The organism is Natronosalvus caseinilyticus (genome assembly GCF_017357105.1).
Taxonomy (GTDB): domain Archaea; phylum Halobacteriota; class Halobacteria; order Halobacteriales; family Natrialbaceae; genus Natronosalvus; species Natronosalvus caseinilyticus.
This window is the reverse complement of the sequence record NZ_CP071596.1, coordinates 3081740-3098181: the sequence shown is the minus strand read 5'-3', so window position 1 is coordinate 3098181 and position 16442 is coordinate 3081740. Positions and strand designations below refer to the sequence as shown.

Below are 16442 nucleotides of genomic sequence, written 5' to 3'. Positions count from 1 at the left end.
ACACGACCACGGTCTCGAGTTCGCCTGAATCGTGTTCTCGCTCTCGTACCTGATCTCCACCTCGATCTCGAGCGGCGCGTTTTTGCCGCCGGCGCGAGACGCTCGCGTATGGACGTACACGTAGTCGGTGACGACCCCGTTCGCGCGGCCGTCGTCGCCGCGTTCGACGACGTGGATTCGGTATCGGCCGTCGACGCAACCCCAGACGATCTGAACGACGCGCGATTCGCCGTCGTGAGCGACGTCGTCGGGGCCGAGACCTTCGAGCGCGCGAACGCGGCCGCTCGCGAGGGGAACACGCCCTGGATCGCCGTCGAAGTCGGCGGCGTCGGTGGCCACCCGCTCGAGGCGGTCGACGCCGCAATCTCGGGGTTCGCCACCGACACGGCTTGCTTCTCGTGTCTCGAGGGTCGCGTCGAGTCGACGCTCGAGGACGAGAACGGTAGCGACGGAAAACCACGCGCGAACCGGAGCGCGGCCAGGCTCGCAGGGGCCATCGCCGGCCGGGAGTGCATTCGGCTGTTCAGCGGGGAGGAGCCGACGATCGTCGGGCAGGTTCGCGAGGTTCCTCACGCCAGGCGACAGGTGCTCCCCGTTCCAGGCTGCGCGTGCCAGCCGTCAGAGCGGGATCGATCGCTCGACCTCGCGGACGACGAGTCCCTCGACCTCGAGGCGGCCGTCGACCGGGCCGAACTCGCTATCGACGAACGAGTCGGCATCGTCGAATCAATCGGCGAACTCGAGTCGTTTCCGGCTCCCTACTACCTCGCGACGGTGGCCGACACGACGGCCTACAGCGACGCGAGCGCGCCGACGCAGGCCGCCGGCGTCGCCGTCGACTGGAACGCAGCGCTGATGAAGGCCGTTGGGGAAGGCCTCGAACGCTACTGTGCGGGGACCTACCGAGATGCGGACTTCGTTCGAGCCAGCGAGGCCGGCCTCGAGCACGCCGTCTCGCCGACCGACCTCGTTCGGCCGGACTCGGCCCCCGAGTACGATTCTGGTGAGGACCGCCGATGGGTCGAAGGCGTCGACCTCGAGAGCGGCGCGTCCGTCCACCTTCCAGCGGCAGCGGTCCAGTTCCCCCAGCCCGGCGACTCGCTGGTGCCGTCGATCACGACCGGACTCGGCCTCGGGTCGTCGACGGTCGACGCGCTCCGCTCCGGGCTGACGGAGGTCGTCGAACGCGACGCCACGATGCTCGCGTGGTACTCCACGTTCGAACCGCTGGCCCTCGAGGTCGATGCCGAGGCCGAGACCACCGCCTACGAGACGCTCGCCAGGCGGGCGCGAAGCGAGGGACTCGAGACGACCGCGCTGCTTTGCTCGCAGGACGTGGACGTCCCCGTGGTCGCGGTCGCCGTTCATCGGGACCTGAACACTCCCACCGAGGAGTACGAAGAGCCATGGCCCCACTTCGCCGTCGGCTCGGCCGCCGGACTCGACGCCGGTGCCGCCGCGGCGGGCGCGCTCGAGGAGGCCCTCCAGAACTGGATGGAACTTCGAGGGATGGGACCGGAGGAGGCCGAGAACGCGAGCGGTGCCATCGGCGAGTACGGGTCGTTTCCCGACCGGGCCAGGAAGTTCGTCGACGTCGGCGACGCGCGGCAGGTAGCGGCCTCGTCCGTCGGCCCGGACCCCGTGCCCACTGGCGCGGCGAGACTCGAGGCGCTCCTCGAGCGCGTGACCGACGTCGGACTGACGCCGTACGCCGCTCGACTCACGACGCGAGACGTCGAACGAATTGGGTTCGAGGCCGTGCGCGTCGTCGTCCCCGACGCCCAGCCGCTGTTCACGAGCGAGCCGTACTTCGCGCCTCGAGCCGAGACGGTCCCCGACGACCTGGGGTTCGAGCCGCAACTCGAGCGGGCATTTCACCCCTATCCGTAGGTCGATATCGGCGTTTTGGTGGTGTCGGTTGAACGATCAGTCGTCGGACGCGTTGTCGTTCGAGTCGTCCTCGTTATCGTTCGAACCGTTATCGGTCGAGTCAGACGAATTCTCGCTCGAGTCGTTCGCCTCCTCCTCGAGTTCCTCCTGCTCGGCCTCCGCTTCGTCCTCGTCCTCGATGATCTCGAGTTCGAGGGCATCGTCGTAAATCCGGATGCTCACGAGCTGAGTATCCTCCGTAATCCGGCCGGTCTCGACGAGATCCTCGCCCGGGCCCCCTTCCTCGCCATCGTGTCCGAACCGGGTGACGCGAAACTGCTGTGGGCTTCGTTCGATACGGCCGGTGACGGCCCGCTCGCCGGGGACCATGTTGATTCCATCGTCGTGCGTCTTGCGTCCAGTCTCGACTTCTTGGGCTTCGATCGCGACGTTGTACGAACGTTCGGCCTCGCTAAAGAGCTGGATCGGCACGTTCGGCTGGATCCCACCACCGGTGAAGAACTCACCGAGACCCTGAAAACAGCCGGCGAGTCCGACGCTCGCGCCGACACCGATCGCCTGAAGGACGTTCCGACGGTTCACACCGCCGGCTAGGGAGTGGACTCTCCTAAGCGTGCTGATTCGTCGCCTCGAGTATCACCCGGTCTTGTACACGCCTCGAGCGTCCGCGATCAGCGTGTCGTCCTCGCTGTAGACCTCGACGTCGACGACGCCGACGTCCCCACCACAGCGAACGACGTCGGCTTCGGCGTAGAGGTCGCCCGTGCCCGCCGAGAGATAGTCGATGCGCATATCGATCGTCGGCACCGGCTGATCGACCTCCGAGACGAGCGCCGCCCCGCCGACGGTGTCCGCCAGGGTGAACGTCACCCCGCCGTGGGCCATCAGCCGATCGGCGTTCCAGGACAGTTCCTCGCGCATCTCGAGGCGACCTTCGGCGTGGCCGTCTGCGGCTTCGGTGACCTCGACGCCCAGCAGGTCGGCGAACGGCATCTCCTCGAAGAAAGACTCGATGTCCATACTCGAGGATGGTTCGGGATGGCGCATAAACGATGGGGGTCTTGTGTGACGGTCGGGACCGTCGCGAACCACTTTCGAGCCGGTCGCGAAACGATCGCGAAATCGAGACGGTCTCGAGGAGGAAAACTTACGGTATCCCAGTAGTTTGGATTGAGTATGTCTACGCGCGCACACTCCCGTGGCGGTGGCGGATTCGTCGCCGCGGTGAAAGTCGACCTGGCACGGCTCCACGGAGCGTGGATGGAGCTCGTCTTCCCCCGTCAGCGTGGCCGTGGCCACTCCGTCATGGGGAAATGGAAACCGGAATCGCTCCCGCAGAAAGTGGGCTACTATCTCTGGAGTCTCGTCGGTGCCCTCGGCATTCTACTCGTGTATCCGTTCACCGTAATCGGCCTCGCGACCCGCTACTACGCGGCGAAACTCGACTCGACGCGAACCCGACTCGGCATCGTCGGCGTCACCGCCGTCGCCCTCCTCGGCTGGGGCCTGCTGACCATCGCCTGGGGTGCGATGTCGTACATGGAGCAAGTCGACGTCCCGCTCGACGCCGTCTACGCCGTCGCCGCAGCGAGCGGCGTCGCAACGGTCTCGACCGCACTCGCCGCCGCCTGCTCGAAGTTCGGTGGACGGCCTCTCTCGGTGATCCTCGCCTATCCCTTCGCGATGACCGCCCTGTTCTTGCCTCCGGTCGTCGCCGCGCTCGTCACCCCCTCGCTCGAGCCCTACGTCCTCGAGCCGAGCTACGACCTCGCCGTGTGGCTCCTCGACACCGTCTTCGTCGTCGGGGATCTCAACCAGTACCTGCGGAACAACTACCAGCTCGAGGGCGCGGCCTACGCGGCCATGTGGCTCGGGTTCTCGTTCCCGATGGGCTGGTTTCTCGGGACGATGGTCTCGCTGGCGAACGTCGTCCGGCCGTCGGGCGAGTAACCGAGTCCTCGCCATCCAGCAACTTCAGCAACCGACGGAAATGGGCGCGTCATTTCGGTATTCTTAGGAATCTTCGGAACCGACGTCCGCATATGCCACTCGAGTTCGACCTCGTCAAGACCGTCGGTGCGTTCGTCGCGATCATCGCCGTCGGGACCGTAGCCCTCACGATGATGCCGGGCATGACGACCGGAACGATCCTGACGATGGTCCTGCCGTCGATGGCGATCTTCGGGGCGGTCATGCTCGCCATCGGCGTCAAACACGGGGAATACCGGGCGACGCGCTGATCGAGGTATTCGTTTTGGAGCGTATAGAGCGTGTCTCGAAGATGAGTCTCGAGGGACGAATTTCGACCAGTGGTCTCGGACGCGTACGACGAGACTCGAGTCGTACCGACGCCTTTCGCGAGCCGTCGATTCCTCCGGTGAACCGGTCGTAACGGAGCGTGCGCTCGCTAGGAGCGTATCGTAAACGAAGTACTCTCCGGACGGTCGATGAAGACGGCCCGGCGTCAGAACTTAGTTGCGGACGACGTTCGTCGCGCGGGGGCCTTTGGGGGCCTGTTCGATGTCGAATTCGATGTCTGTGCCTTCTTCGAGGTCCGGACCGCCGACGTCTTCCATGTGGAAGAAGACGTCATCGTCCGCGTCGTCCGTCGAAATGAAACCGTAGCCGCCTGTGTCGTTGAAGAAATCAACCTTACCGTTTGCCATTGCAAACAAACGTTCACCCGGAACACGGATAACCCTTGCGAGGGTCGCGGTACCACGACGGTCGCTTCCGACCTGTCCTACATGTAGCCGAGGTCCCGCAACCGCTCCATCAGGTCCTCTTTGTCCTGGGCGCGCCCCGCGCGCTCGGTCGTTCCCTCGAGGTCCTGAAGCCAGGCGGGGTCGTCCTCGGTCTTCTCGGTGCTAATCTCGCTCCCGAGCGAGCGGAAGCCCTCCCAGTATTTCGGCGAGACGGGGGTATCACCAGGCTCGAGGTCGTTCGGCAGGTCGTCGGCGCTCTGCGGGACGTAGCCCTCGTCCGGGAACGCCTCGACGGTGTCCGGGACGACGAAGTTCCAGAACGCCTCCCAGACGGCCGCCTCGTCGAACTGGAGAATGGGCTGAACGCGGTCGTGGGGCGGGTAGATGTCCGGATCGTGGCGCGGCGAGAAGAACGTCTCGTCGGCGCGGGCTTCCTGTTCGTCCCAGCGGACGCCCGAGAGGATGCCGTCGATGTCGTACTCCTCGAGTGCGTCGTTCAGCGCGACCGTCTTCAGCAGGTGGTTGCCTGCGTAGGTGTCGAGCAGAAACGGGAACGTGTCCTCCTCGTACTCGAGGATGTTCTCGACGTGGTGCTGGTTGTGTTCGGACAGTTCGTCGACGGGAATGTCGTCACCCGGCTCGAGGTCGTTCTCCTCGACGTACCTGCCGATGTCCTCGTTTCGCGCGTAGATGACCTCGAGGTCCCACTCGTCGGCCCAGTGGTCGACGAAGTCGTGGATCGCCTCGAAGTGCTGGTAGTGGTCGATGAAGATCGCCGGAGGTACCTCGAGGTCGTAGCGGTCCGCGACCTCCTTGACGAAGTACAGGACGAGCGTCGAGTCCTTGCCGCCGGTCCACATCACAGCCGGGTTCTCGTACTGCTCGAGTCCCTGTCGCGTGACCTCGATGGCCTTCTCGATCTTGTCCTGGATCTGCGGGTAGTCTTCGGGGTCCTCGTCGGTGCCGTCCTCGTAATCGACGTCGACGTACGTGGGGAAATCGTCGGGCATACGGTGTAATTACATATAATTACGAGGGTTAAAGTCCTTACGCCGGCGGAACGTGCTGTCGCTGCTGTTCGGTCTTCACGTGGGAAGTGCTAGCAAACACTGCTGATCGCACTCGGTCGTGCGATCGGCGCTGACGATTCCCTCGTACACGGGCCCGGGACGTATTCGTTTCGACGATCCGCACTTGATGGTCGCGTCTGTTCACGCTGATTCTTATGTCGTCTCGACCACAACCGGACATCGACAATGACCCAGCGGCCGCCGTCACCGCAAACGCCGGCGTCGAAACCGTCCGTCGTTCCGATCGTCGACTCGTCTCTCGAGGACCGGGCCGTGCTGACGACCCCACAGCTCGCCGACCGACTTGAGGACCGAATCGGTTATCGACTCGATGAAACGGCTCTCGAGCGGGTACTCATCGAACTCGACCGTCGCGGCTATATCGAGTGGGAGGGGGTCACCCGCGTCGGCGATTACGTGTGGGATCTTTCGGAGTCGCCAGGTCACATCGCCGACGCGGTCGCAAAAACCCTGGCAAGCCGAATCGAGAACTGGCTCCACAGGTAGCTCAGCTGCCGTCGGATTTGAACCATCCCGTCGAGACCGCTCGCGACGTGACTCGAGACGACCGTAGTAAGAGCTTCCGGATGGAAGCCGGTCCGATTCGTCAATATCCGGAGGACCTGTTTAAATAGAATTCCGGTGGGGTACGGGTTCACACTACCAGTGGCTGTTTCGATTTGTCCTGGAAAAAAGGGAGAGTGGCGGCGATGAACTGTTTCGATTTGAAATCAACGTCATACCCTGTGTATAAGTATAACAGAACAGTCGGTAGTGCTACCCGATGAACGTCCGCGAAGTGTATCAAACGGCGAATCGAGTGCGCAGGCTGGTCCGTGACGAGCGAGAATCGAGGTCGATTTACGACTTCTCACGACGAGAGCGCCTCTGGCTCTATCGACGGCGGTTTCTGAGCAAGTCGGGTATGGTCTACGACTTCGACACCTACGACCCGTCACTGTATCTCGACGACTATCAGCGGTACGTTCGAACGGGTCGAATCAACGACCACTGGAGCGCACTGATCGACAATAAACTCGCCTTTCACGAGGTCCTTGGCAAGTTTGCGTCCCATCGGTCGACGGTACACGGACTGCTCAAGAACGGCTGGTTCCACGCGTTCGATTCGAGTGAGACCACTGAAATCGCGAGCGACGGTGGCATCAAACTCGAGCGTCCGACCGATTCCACCGTGTCGCGTCCGACCAGGGATCCAATCGACTGGCTCGACGAGACCCTTTCGGACGGAGAGCAACTCGTTTTGAAGTGGTTCAGCGGCGGCGGCGGAAACAACGTCCACTTCCTCGAGCGCACGGACGGGTCGTACCTGTACGACGGCGAGCCACTGACCGACAACGAGCTCGCTCGGACGCTCGCGGACCTCCAGGACTACCTCGTCTGCGAGTTCGTCGAGCAGGACGAGTACGCTGCCAAACTGTACTCCGACACGGTGAACACGCTCCGGGTGATCACGATGTACGACGAGCGAGCGCAGGAGGCGTTCATCCCGATCGCCGTCCAGCGGATCGGCACCAGCGATTCCGCGCCCGTCGACAACTTCTCGAAGGGTGGATTGTCCGCGGAAGTCGACAGAGAGACTGGAACGCTCGGTCCCGGCGCCCAGTACTATCGCAGAGACAGCGTCGAGTGGCACGACACGCACCCCGAAACCGGCTCCCGCATCGAGGGGACGACGGTTCCAGGCTGGGACGAGATTCGAGCCAAACTGCTCGAGATTGCCAACGAACTCTCGTACATGCCCTACGTCGGGTGGGACATCGTCGTCACGGGCGACGGCGAATTCAAGATCATCGAGGGGAACAGCCAGACGGGCGTCACTGCGCTACAGGTACACCGCCCGCTCCTCGCCGACGAGCGAGCGCGACGGTTTTATCGGCGACACGACGTCGTTTGATCACCCGTTCGCGGGCGAATTTCCGCTGTCAGGGATCGTTCGGCGAAGAAAGACGACCGGCAGGAGTTGCTGCGGGCTCACACGGCGAAGCCACTCTCCTCTGTGATTTCGCTCGGGATGAGAAGGGAGAGAAGTGGTTTCGATTCGCTTTATCTATCTCAATTCTCAATCGCTAATGAACTTGTTGTCCCGCCAGTTGACCCCACTCGAGGCCGACTTGCGTTCACGCGGTCCCTCGACGACCTCGACGTCGGCGGGTCTGGCTTCGCCGTCGACGATCCGGGTCGCCTCGAGGTCGCCGTCGCGCTCGGAAATCGCCGTCAACGTCCCCTTCTCGGTCTGGAGGGCGATGTCACACAGCACCTTGAACATCTCGTACTGGAGGAGCGAGTTCTGGAGTACCGTCTCGCGGTCGCCCTTGAACGCCGCGAACTCGACGAGTTCAGACTCGATCTCCTCTTCCTCGTCTTCGTCCCAGCGGAACGAGTTCTGCCGGCGTTCCTCCGGATCCTCTTCGTAGACACGGTTCTCCGTGACGCTGGCTTTCAACTGGGCCGTCGGCGTGTACTTGCTGACCGTCTCGTCGTTGGAGACGGCTTTGAGAATGAGAGTGTTGTTTCGGCGGGTGAGCTCGACGTCGGTGACGCCGTCGGGGTAGGTCGCCGTCTCGAGGTGCTCTTCGAGGTCCTCGAGCGGGAGTTCGAGCGTGGAGTGGAGCCGATACACGTGTCTGGATTCCTCTGTTGACATATCTGGAAGGGGGTGGGCGATAGTCGTCTGGTTCCTAGTACGGTCGCTCCCCATATATGACCTGCTATTATCTCCCCGGGTGACGTATTGGAATTCATATGGGTGTTCGCGAACAGGTCGCTGTAGACCTCGCCGACGGCGGCCCCGTCGGTCGAGATTCGGGGTACTCGCTCAGTGACTCGCCTGGAGCGTCGTCTCGAGTTCGCCGCGCTCGTCGAGTTCGGCCAGGACGTCCGACCCGCCGACGAACTCGCCGTCGACGTAGGTCTGTGGGATCGTCTCCCAGCCGCTGTGTTCCGAGAGTGCCTCCCGGAACTCGGGCAGGGACTCGAGCACGTCCACCGTCTCGATATCGCTTCGGTGCTTGCCGATCAACTCGAGGGCGCGCTGGGAGTACCCACACTGGGGCATGAGTTCGTTGCCCTTCATGAAGAGGACGACGTCGTTCTCGTCGAGGGCGGTTTCGACGATCTCGTCGACCTCGTCTTGCTCGAGGCTGCTTTCTGGCTGAAACGTCATGGGCGTTCGTAGGGGCGTGGGATGGAAAGCGTTTGCGCCGTACGGGTGGCGTCGCACCCCACCATACTATAGAAAATATAGTATCGGAACCCACGGTCGGTCGAAAACGGACTACTCGACGACGAAGCGAAGCGCCGGGCGAGGAGTCACTCGTCCGCGTCTTTCCCGACGCTGATGACCTGCAACAGGGAGTAGACGGGGACGCCGTCGAGTTCGTCGACGCCCTGCTTGTCCGCGAGGACGACGCACGCGAGCGGCTCACCGCCTTCCTTTCGAATCGCGTCGATGGTCTCGCGCATGGTCGTCCCGCTGGTGACCGTGTCGTCGACGACGTAACACTCCCGGCCACGAATCGTCGCAAAGTTTCGCGAGAAGGTTCCGCCGAGTTCGTCGATGTCGCCCTCCTCCCACTGGTGTTTCGCCGGCGTGTACGTTCCCAGGTCGGTCTCGAGTTCGTGGGCGACCAGCGCGGCGATGGGGCCGCCTGCCTTCTCGATGCCGATCGTCAGATCGACGTCTTCGCCGTGTTTGGCGAGCAGATCGGCCATCGCGCTGGCGATGTAGCCCATCCGCTTTGAGTCCCGACCGATGGCCGACCAGTCGACGTGGATGTCCGCCGATCCGGCGGTATCGGCTGTCTCGGGAGCCGACGGTTGCGGTGCGGTGCCGCTGCGTTCGACCAGCCAGCTCGCCGTCTCGCGGGAGACGTTCAACTCGTCTGCGATCTCGCCCTTCGAGAGGCCGCGCTCGGCGAGGTCGGCCGCACTCTCGATCAGGTCGTCGACGTTCTTCATATACGATCGAATTCGACCGCCGTTTTTATAGTCGTGTCGTCGTCGACGAATGCCGCCTCGAAGGCGTCGACGTCGTAAATCCCGGTCACGAGGTCGTCCAGGAACGACGACGGCAGCTGCGTGAGCGTGTCGATGGCGGCCTCGAAGTGGCCGCGGTTGGCGTTGACGCTCCCGACCAGTGCCTTGTTGTGGAGCACGAACTCCTCGTGGAGCGCGCCGCCGTCGATCTCGAACGTCCAGCTCGAGGGAACGCCGAGCAGGGCACCGACGCCGTTGGGCGCGAGCGCCTCGATCGTCTCGAACGCGTGGGGGGCGTAGCCGGTCGCCTCGTAGATGAAGTCCATCCCCTCGTACGCTTCGGGAACCTTGGACACCGGCGTCTCCCGCGAGTCCACGTACGTCGCGCCGAGGGACTCGACGATGTCGATCGTCGGGTCCGGCCGATCACGCCGGCCGAGGCAGTACGTGCGATCGAACTCGAGGGTTTCCGCGAGCATGGCGACGGTCAGGAGGCCGAGCGAGCCATTGCCGAGGACCATCGCGGACTCGGGTTGCCAGTCGAACGCCGACCGACTGGCGGCGGCGTGTTCGATGGCCTTCTCGGAGATGGTGATCGGTTCGACGAGGAAGCCGATCGGCGCCAGTTCTTCCGGGATCGGAATCAGGTACTGGGCCGGGCTGGTGAAGTACTCCGCCATGAACCCGTGGGCACCGACGATGCCGCACTCGTGGTACTCGCCCTCGGGTGCCATATCGGGATAGCCCGACTCGAAGTAGCGATTCGACCCGTTCGGCGGCCGTCGAACCGTCGGGACGACGATCTGGCCCTCCTCGAGGTCAGTCCCGTTTGCGTCCTCGACGACGCCGACGGCCTCGTGGCCCAGTACGAGGTGATCTTCGCCCTCGGGGACGCCGCCGTGCTCACCCGCGATGACCTCGTGGTCGGTCCCGTCGACGCCGACGCGGAGCGTTCGAACGAGGGCTTCGCCGTCAGCCGGGTCGGGAACCGGCTTCTCGAGCATCACTGGCTCGCCCGAGCCCGGCTCGACTGCGATCGTTTTCATACCGATCCCTCGTTCCCCGACGACTAAAAGTTTATTCTATTTCGAGTAAAGATCGCGTTCACTGCCGAGAGGTGGTTACTATCGCACCAGCGGAAACGATTAACCCGCCACCACGTCAATTACCTTCATGGAACGCTACGACCTCGTCTACCGGCTATACGACGAGTTCGACACGAAGACGCTCCGTGAGTACCAGGAGTTCGTCGACGTCTTCCCGCCAATCGACTCCAGGGTGGCCCTCGAGCACTGGCAGGACGCGAGCGAGGAACTCGAGTCCCGCAAAGACGAGATTCGCTCGTCGTTCGCCGCCGGGGAGACACTCGCCGAAGTCGCCGCGCGAACCACGCGCGACCAGGCGTTCACGGCGCTCGACCTCGAAGCGAAGTACGGCCGGGCGGTGAACGTCCTCGTGCTCGACGTCGACGAGACGCTTCGGTCCGCGGGCGGCACGGACAACGAGATTCCGCGCGACACTCTCCACGTGCTCACGGAGTTTCACGAGGCGGGACTCCCCATCGTCATCTGCACCGGCCAGACCCTCGAGAACGTCAAGGGGTTCGCTATCCAGGGGTTGGGCAGCGAGATCGTCCACTCGGGAAATCTCTCGATCGTCTACGAGACGGGCAACGGCGTCTTCACGCCGGGCCACGGTGCCGACACCAAACAACTGCTCTACGAGGACCTCGACGCGGAGATTCGCGACGTGTTCGACGACGTTCGCGCGCGCGTCCTCCCCGACGCCCCCGAGGACCTCCGCCGGGGATGTCACCTGCAGGGCAACGAGTTCAACGTGACGATGAAACCGAACTACGAGACCGGCTCGAGTCGGGCCCGCGAGATCATCGACGATGCACTCGTGTACGTGATCGACCTGCTGGGCGGTGCCGTCGCCGAGGCGGTGGACTGGAACGGGGACGACACGTCCGAAGCGGGCGACGAAGGCGCCACCGAGCCGGCCGACTACGCCCGCGCGTTCTACGCCGCCGAGGATCCCGAGGTCAGGGGCGTCCTCGAGCAAGGCGGCGCCTATCCCGACGTCGACCGTTCGAGCGTGCCCAACGTACTCGTGGACGTCTTCGAGCGCATCGACGTCGCCTACTACGAAGCCGACGCGGCCGAGATCGGTAGTCTCGAACTCGACAAGGTCGCCGGCGTCGAGCGCGCGCTCTCGGTCCTGGACGTCGAGGACCCGTTCGCGCTCGTCATGGGCGACTCGAAGAGCGACCTGCGCGTGATGGAGTGGGTCGCGAGAAACGACGCCGGCATCGCCGCCGCGCCGGAGCACGCCTCGGAGGACGTCCTCGAGCACGTCCTCGGGTCGGACGAACTCGTCTTCGACCGCGGCAAGAGCGTCGACGTCCTGCGGACGGTGTACGCGCTCAACCGGTTCGCCCGCCTCGAGCGCTGACCGGTCGATGGGACGGACCGTCTCGAGACCGTGAAAAAGTGGTTTTCGCTCGCGTCGTGACGTGATCGTATGCGACGTCGAACACTGCTGGCCGGCCTGGGGAGCGCGGGTGCGGCCACCGGCGTAGTGGGTGCCAGCGACGGTGAGTGCGAGTCTCGAGATCAGGACGGGGATGATTCCGGCGGTCAGAACGAAGACCTGTCGGACTCGGTCGAGGTCGACATCGACATTGAGACGCTCGAGGGCGACTGTCTGAGTGACGGGACAGGCGCCTATCCAGCGGTGCGGTTGCTCGAGGATGGATTGCAAGTTGAGTCCGCACTCCAGACGCCGTCGCCCTGTCACGAGGTCGTCCTCGAGTCGGCGGCCGTTCGCGAGCGCGGTGGCGACGATACCGAGGACGATGGGGGTGATCAGGCCGACGATGACGACAGCGATGGCGACAGACACCTGGACCGGAGCACGACCGAACTGGCCGTCCGTCTCCGTCCCGGCCAACCGGTCGACGAGGCCTGCATCCAGTGCGTCGGCGCCGTGAGCTACTGCCTGTCGGTTACGTTTGCCGACGCCGGCGTTCGCCCCGACGCGTTCAGATTGGTCCACCAATCGTTCGCGGATCCCCGGACCGTTCTGAGCCTCGAGTGGCCGCCCGCGAGCAACGAGGAGGATGGTGGCGGTATGGAGAACGATACGAATTCGGGCGACTGATAGGGTGGAGACGACAGGAGCGAGGAAACGATCTCGATCAGTGCTCGACGAACTCGAGCAAGATGCCGCCCGTATCCCGAGGATGCAGAAACGCCACGTCGTGGCCCCAGGCGCCGGGCCGCGGTTCGTCGTCGATACACTCGATGCCGAGGTCCCGAGCGCGTTCGAGGGCCGCCGCCGCGTCATCGGTCTCGACCGCGAGGTGGTGGATTCCGGGGCCGTTTCGCTCGAGGTACGTCGCGATGGTGCCCTCCTCCTGGGGCTCGAGCAACTCGAAGTAGCCGTTCTCGAACGCGAGGAAGACGACGGTCATCCCGTCGAACGTCTCCTCGTGGACGATTTCGACGTCGAAGAGCTCGGCGTACAGGTTGGCCAGCGCCTGGGCGTCTTCGGTCGCGATTCCTGCGTGGTCGAAGCGCATCATGCCTCGAGATGAATCGACCAGCGTCGTCAGTGTTGCGCTCGAGTTGCGGTCTACGAAATTGCCGTGCAGACGCCGCGACGACCAATCCATCGCGAACGCGAGAGGATCGAATCCAAAGGTGTTAGTAGAGAAACAACAGATACTCGAGCGAATGCAAATCACCACCACCGAAACCGTTCCAGACGGCGAAATAGACGAAATCCTCGGCGTGGCCCGCGGAAACACCGTGGAAGCCAGAAACGTCGGCCGCGACATCACCCAGTGGATTCGCAACATCTTCGGCGGCGAGCTCAAGGCCTACTCCGAACTGCTCTCGAAAGCGCGCGACGAGGCCGTCGACCGCATGGAAGCCGACGCCGAGCGCATGGGTGCCGACGCGGTCGTCAACGTCCGCCTCGAGACCTCCCAGATTACCGATGGTGGCTCGGAGGTCATGGCCTACGGGACGGCCGTTCGGCTTCGGTGACGGTACCGGTTCCTCACACCCTCACTCGGACGGGACACTCCGATTACGACCCGCCGGCGTCCCCACCTCCGCCCTCGTCCTCGAGCGCGAACGCCGGCGACTCTCCCGAAATCTCGAACACCTCGCGCATCTCCTCCTCGGAGAGTTCGACGTCGAAGCAGTCGGCGTTCGCTTCCACGTGCTCGCGACTCGCCGCCTTCGGAATCGCGACCACCGACGGCTGCTGAAGCAGCCAGCGCAGCGCCACCTGCGCCGCCGACTTGCCGTGTCGCTCGCCGATGGACTCGAGGCGCTCGTCGTCGGCGACGTCTCCCCTCGCCAGCGGCGAGTAAGCCGTGAGCGAGACGTCCGCCTCGAGACAGTACTCGAGCAGCGCGTCCTGCCGGGTGTACGGATTGTACTTCACCTGGTTCGTGACGATGGGCGTCTCCGACCGGTCGACGGCCTCCTCGAGTTCCGGGACCGAGAAGTTGCTGACACCGATGTGGTCGACGACGCCCTCGTCCTGGAGGTGGTTCATCGCGTCGAGGGTAATCTCGAGGGGCACCTCGTCGCTCGGCGCGTGCAACAGCAGGAGGTCGATCGTCTCGATCCCCAGTCGGTCACAACTCCCCCGTGCGGACTCGATCACGTCGTCGAAGGCCGCGTCCTCGGGATCGATCTTCGTGACGACGAACACCTCGTCTCGGGGGACCTCCGCGCGCTCGAGGCCGTCGCCGACGGCCGATTCGTTGTCGTACATCGTCGCCGTGTCGAGGTGGCGGTAGCCGGCCTCGAGGGCCCACTCGACGGCCTGTGCGCAGTCCTCGCCGGTGATCCGGGCGGTGCCGAAGCCGAGTGCGGGGATCGACGCATCGGCGGCCGAAACGGTCGAGTCGATGGTCAGTCGTGACATGGTAGCCGGTCACCGCTACGGGTTAAGAAACGGGGGCTTCGACTCGCCGGCCCGGCGGTCGTGTGCTTGTTACAGGTAGCCGGTGTTCGAATTACACCGCGCTCCCCGGCGTGTACTCCCCGAACTCCTCGCGAAAGACGTTACAGATCTCTCCCACCGTCGCGTACGCCTTGACCGCGTCGACGATGACCGGCATGAGATTGTCGTCGCCCCGCGCGGCCTCCCGCAGGGCCTCGAGCGCCGCCTCGACGGCCTCCTCGTCTCGCTCCTCGCGGACGGACTCGAGGCTTCGGATCTGGCGCCGTTCGTCCTCTTCGGTGACCTCCTGGACGTCCATCTCGGGGTCTTCGTCGACCTCGAACTCGTTGACGCCGACGATGATGCGCTCGCCGTCTTCGATCTCGCGCTGGCGGTCGAACGCGGTGTCCTGGATCTGGCGCTGGACCCACTGCTGTTCGATCGCTCGCCGCATTCCGCCGCGCTCGTCGACCTCCTCGAGGAGGTCGTAGGCCTCGGTTTCGACCTCGTCGGTGAGGTGCTCGACGTAGTAACTGCCTGCGAGCGGGTCGACAGTGTCTGCCGCGCCGGATTCGTGAGCGAGGATTTGCTGGGTACGCAGGGCGGTCCGGACGGACTTCTCGGTCGGCAGAGCCAGTGCCTCGTCTTTCCCGTTGGTGTGGAGGCTTTGCGTTCCCCCAAGGACTGCCGCCAGCGCCTGGAAGGCCACCCGGACGACGTTGTTCTCGATCTGCTGGGCGGTGAGCATCGAGCCCGCCGTCTGGGTGTGGAACTTAAGCTGTTTCGACTTGGAATTTTGCGCGTCGAAGCGTTCGTCCATCATGTCGTGCCACATTCGCCGCGCGGCACGGAACTTCGCGACCTCCTCGAAGATGTTGTTGTGCCCGTTGAAGAAGAAGGAGAGCTGCGGGGCGAAGTCGTCGACGTCCAGCCCGGCGTCGATGGCGGCCTCGACGTACTCGAGGCCGTTGCCCAGCGTGAAGGCGAGTTCCTGGGCGGCGGTCGAGCCAGCCTCGCGGATGTGATAGCCCGAGATGGAGATGGTGTTGAACTTGGGCACTTCCCCGGCGCAGAATTCGAAGATGTCCGTGATGATCCGCATCGACGGCTCGGGCGGGTAGATGTAGGTGTTCCGGGCGATGTACTCCTTGAGGAGGTCGTTCTGGATGGTTCCCCTGAGTTCGGCGCGGTCGACGCCCTGGCGGTCTCCTACGGCGATGTACATCGCCAGCAGGACCGACGCGGGCGCGTTGATCGTCATGCTCGTCGACACCTCGTCGAGCGGGATGCCGTCGAACACCGTCTCCATGTCCTCGAGCGAGTCGATGGCGACGCCGGCCTTGCCGACCTCGCCGGCGGACATGTCGGCATCCGAATCGTAGCCCATCTGGGTCGGGAGGTCGAACGCCATCGAGAGCCCGGTCTGTCCCTGATCGAGCAGGTAGTGAAATCGCTCGTTGGTGTCCTCGGGCGTCGAGAAGCCGGCGTACTGGCGCATCGTCCACAGCCGACCCCGGTAGCCGGTGGAGTAGACGCCGCGGGTGTAGGGTGCTTCCCCGGGATAGCCCAGGTCCTCCTGATAGTCGAGGTCGGCGACGTCCGCCGGCGTGTACAGTCGGTCGACCTCCTGGCCGCCAGTGTCGGTCGTGAACGTCTCCTCACGTTCGCCGAAGCGGTCGATCACCGGTTCGACCTGCTCGTCGTGCCAGGTTTCTTTCCCCCTGCGGATCGCCTCGAGATCCTCGGCATCGAACATTATCGATGACGACGGTTTCCTGTGGCTTGAAGGTTGACAAACGAGTCGGTCGACGGAACC

Annotated in this window: 19 protein-coding genes; 8 read left to right on the top strand and 11 right to left on the bottom strand. The window is 64.1% G+C overall.

Annotated features, from left to right (window positions below; translation table 11 throughout):
- Positions 1 to 108: 108 nt before the first annotated feature.
- Positions 109 to 1890: a YcaO-like family protein gene (locus tag J1N60_RS14875; protein ID WP_312908621.1), complete on the top strand. Its 1782-nt coding sequence runs from the start codon at positions 109 to 111 to the stop codon at positions 1888 to 1890.
- Positions 1891 to 1926: 36 nt separating this feature from the next.
- Here J1N60_RS14875 and J1N60_RS14870 read toward each other — a convergent pair whose 3' ends face one another.
- Positions 1927 to 2472: a hypothetical protein gene (locus J1N60_RS14870; RefSeq protein WP_312908619.1), complete on the bottom strand. Its 546-nt coding sequence runs from the start codon at positions 2470 to 2472 to the stop codon at positions 1927 to 1929.
- A 54-nt stretch (positions 2473 to 2526) separates the two neighbouring features.
- Positions 2527 to 2910 (bottom strand): PaaI family thioesterase, encoded by a 384-nt coding sequence (locus J1N60_RS14865; RefSeq protein ID WP_254156935.1) that lies wholly within the window; start codon positions 2908 to 2910, stop codon positions 2527 to 2529.
- A gap of 156 nt (positions 2911 to 3066) precedes the next feature.
- Between J1N60_RS14865 and J1N60_RS14860 the strand changes: the two genes are divergently transcribed.
- Together J1N60_RS14860 and J1N60_RS14855 are read left to right on the top strand one after the other, a co-directional pair.
- Entirely contained in the window at positions 3067 to 3840 is a 774-nt protein-coding gene (locus tag J1N60_RS14860) for a hypothetical protein (protein WP_312908616.1), read from the top strand.
- Between the two features lie 92 nt (positions 3841 to 3932).
- Entirely contained in the window at positions 3933 to 4130 is a 198-nt protein-coding gene (locus tag J1N60_RS14855) for a DUF7333 family protein (RefSeq protein WP_312908614.1), read from the top strand.
- A 231-nt stretch (positions 4131 to 4361) separates the two neighbouring features.
- Here the strand turns inward: J1N60_RS14855 and J1N60_RS14850 are convergent, their stop codons facing one another.
- Positions 4362 to 4556, bottom strand: a complete 195-nt coding sequence (locus J1N60_RS14850) for a cold-shock protein (RefSeq protein WP_179259303.1) — start codon at positions 4554 to 4556, stop codon at positions 4362 to 4364.
- 77 nt (positions 4557 to 4633) lie between these two features.
- The gene (locus tag J1N60_RS14845) at positions 4634 to 5605 is read right to left on the bottom strand and encodes a phosphoadenosine phosphosulfate reductase family protein (RefSeq protein ID WP_312908609.1); all 972 of its coding nucleotides are present in this window, start codon (positions 5603 to 5605) and stop codon (positions 4634 to 4636) included.
- Positions 5606 to 5851: 246 nt separating this feature from the next.
- Here J1N60_RS14845 and J1N60_RS14840 point away from each other — a divergent pair, with 246 nt between their 5' ends.
- Positions 5852 to 6172: a hypothetical protein gene (locus tag J1N60_RS14840; protein WP_312908607.1), complete on the top strand. Its 321-nt coding sequence runs from the start codon at positions 5852 to 5854 to the stop codon at positions 6170 to 6172.
- Positions 6173 to 6590: 418 nt separating this feature from the next.
- Positions 6591 to 7580 (top strand): sugar-transfer associated ATP-grasp domain-containing protein, encoded by a 990-nt coding sequence (locus J1N60_RS14835; protein ID WP_312908605.1) that lies wholly within the window; start codon positions 6591 to 6593, stop codon positions 7578 to 7580.
- A gap of 165 nt (positions 7581 to 7745) precedes the next feature.
- Here J1N60_RS14835 and J1N60_RS14830 read toward each other — a convergent pair whose 3' ends face one another.
- From J1N60_RS14830 to J1N60_RS14815, 4 genes are all read right to left on the bottom strand, one after another.
- Positions 7746 to 8330, bottom strand: a complete 585-nt coding sequence (locus tag J1N60_RS14830; RefSeq protein WP_312908603.1) for a DUF7110 family protein — start codon at positions 8328 to 8330, stop codon at positions 7746 to 7748.
- 171 nt (positions 8331 to 8501) lie between these two features.
- Complete coding sequence (locus J1N60_RS14825; RefSeq protein ID WP_312908601.1) at positions 8502 to 8849, bottom strand: glutaredoxin family protein; 348 nt, start codon at positions 8847 to 8849, stop codon at positions 8502 to 8504.
- Between the two features lie 146 nt (positions 8850 to 8995).
- Entirely contained in the window at positions 8996 to 9643 is a 648-nt protein-coding gene (gfcR, locus tag J1N60_RS14820; protein WP_312908599.1) for a transcriptional regulator GfcR, read from the bottom strand.
- Positions 9640 to 10707 (bottom strand): glucose 1-dehydrogenase, encoded by a 1068-nt coding sequence (locus J1N60_RS14815; protein WP_312908597.1) that lies wholly within the window; start codon positions 10705 to 10707, stop codon positions 9640 to 9642. The genes gfcR and J1N60_RS14815 overlap by 4 nt, the downstream gene beginning before the upstream one ends.
- Positions 10708 to 10834: 127 nt before the next feature.
- Between J1N60_RS14815 and J1N60_RS14810 the strand changes: the two genes are divergently transcribed.
- Both J1N60_RS14810 and J1N60_RS14805 read left to right on the top strand, forming a co-directional pair.
- On the top strand, positions 10835 to 12115 hold the full coding sequence (locus tag J1N60_RS14810) for an HAD family hydrolase (RefSeq protein ID WP_312908596.1): 1281 nt from the start codon (positions 10835 to 10837) through the stop codon (positions 12113 to 12115).
- Positions 12116 to 12184: 69 nt separating this feature from the next.
- Entirely contained in the window at positions 12185 to 12823 is a 639-nt protein-coding gene (locus J1N60_RS14805; protein WP_312908594.1) for a hypothetical protein, read from the top strand.
- 37 nt (positions 12824 to 12860) lie between these two features.
- Here J1N60_RS14805 and mce read toward each other — a convergent pair whose 3' ends face one another.
- On the bottom strand, positions 12861 to 13244 hold the full coding sequence (gene mce / locus J1N60_RS14800) for a methylmalonyl-CoA epimerase (protein ID WP_312912596.1): 384 nt from the start codon (positions 13242 to 13244) through the stop codon (positions 12861 to 12863).
- A gap of 154 nt (positions 13245 to 13398) precedes the next feature.
- On the opposite strand from mce, the gene J1N60_RS14795 reads away from it, so the two are divergent.
- Complete coding sequence (locus J1N60_RS14795; protein ID WP_312908593.1) at positions 13399 to 13713, top strand: YbjQ family protein; 315 nt, start codon at positions 13399 to 13401, stop codon at positions 13711 to 13713.
- A 43-nt stretch (positions 13714 to 13756) separates the two neighbouring features.
- Here J1N60_RS14795 and J1N60_RS14790 read toward each other — a convergent pair whose 3' ends face one another.
- On the bottom strand, positions 13757 to 14608 hold the full coding sequence (locus J1N60_RS14790) for an aldo/keto reductase (protein WP_312908591.1): 852 nt from the start codon (positions 14606 to 14608) through the stop codon (positions 13757 to 13759).
- Between the two features lie 91 nt (positions 14609 to 14699).
- A complete protein-coding gene (locus J1N60_RS14785; RefSeq protein ID WP_312908589.1) occupies positions 14700 to 16382 on the bottom strand; it encodes an acyl-CoA mutase large subunit family protein in 1683 nt (560 codons plus the stop codon).
- Positions 16383 to 16442 lie beyond the last annotated feature (60 nt).